The sequence below is a fragment of the Curtobacterium luteum genome (assembly GCF_001475545.1).
GTDB classification, from domain to species: Bacteria; Actinomycetota; Actinomycetes; order Actinomycetales; family Microbacteriaceae; genus Curtobacterium; species Curtobacterium luteum_A.
The window spans coordinates 1-538 of record NZ_LDQC01000153.1; the positions used below are offsets into that span (position 1 = coordinate 1).

A 538-nucleotide genomic window follows, 5' to 3' on the forward strand; every position below is an offset into this window, starting at 1 on the left:
CGGCCTGACCTTTGCCGCGGCGCTTGTGGACGACGACGCCGACGAGTGCGTCAGCGTTGCCTCGTTCGGCTTCCGCTTCCTCAACCCACGTGCCGAGCGTCATGCTCTTGTGGTTCTTGCACTCGACGACAACCTTGCCGAACGGAGAACGGACCCCGGAGATGTCTCCGAGGTCCGTGTTTCCGCGTAGCACTTGCCGGTCTATGCGGTCGTCGAGCGCGGCTGCGAGGTGGTCTGCGATGAGCCGTTCGAACGCTGTGCCCTTCGCCTTACTGCGGCCCATCTGCGGCACCTGCCTTCACCTGCTGGAACCGTTCCCGGATCTGCTGCACCACGTCTGCGGGTGCGCCTGCCTGTGTTGCCGCCTGCCCGAGTGCGCCGATCGAGGCGAGGTCGTCACCGGCGTTGGTGAGCTCGGTCAGCCAATCGCGCTGAGGTGCGACGTCGGGGAGCGGCTGCACGGTGAAGTTCTTCCGCTTGCCTCGGGTGGCGGTGAGTGCGACAGTGAGCGGCTTGTCGAGGTGGCTCATCGCGGCCA

Annotated in this window: 2 protein-coding genes; both read right to left on the bottom strand. The window is 66.2% G+C overall.

Annotation, left to right across the window (positions count from 1 at the left end):
- The coding region (locus NS184_RS16815; RefSeq protein ID WP_058727216.1) for a nuclease-related domain-containing protein at positions 1 to 283 on the bottom strand (283 nt) is incomplete at its 3' end.
- On the bottom strand, positions 270 to 538 hold a 269-nt coding region (locus NS184_RS18490), incomplete at its 5' end, for a hypothetical protein (protein ID WP_206556305.1). The genes NS184_RS18490 and NS184_RS16815, both read right to left, overlap by 14 nt.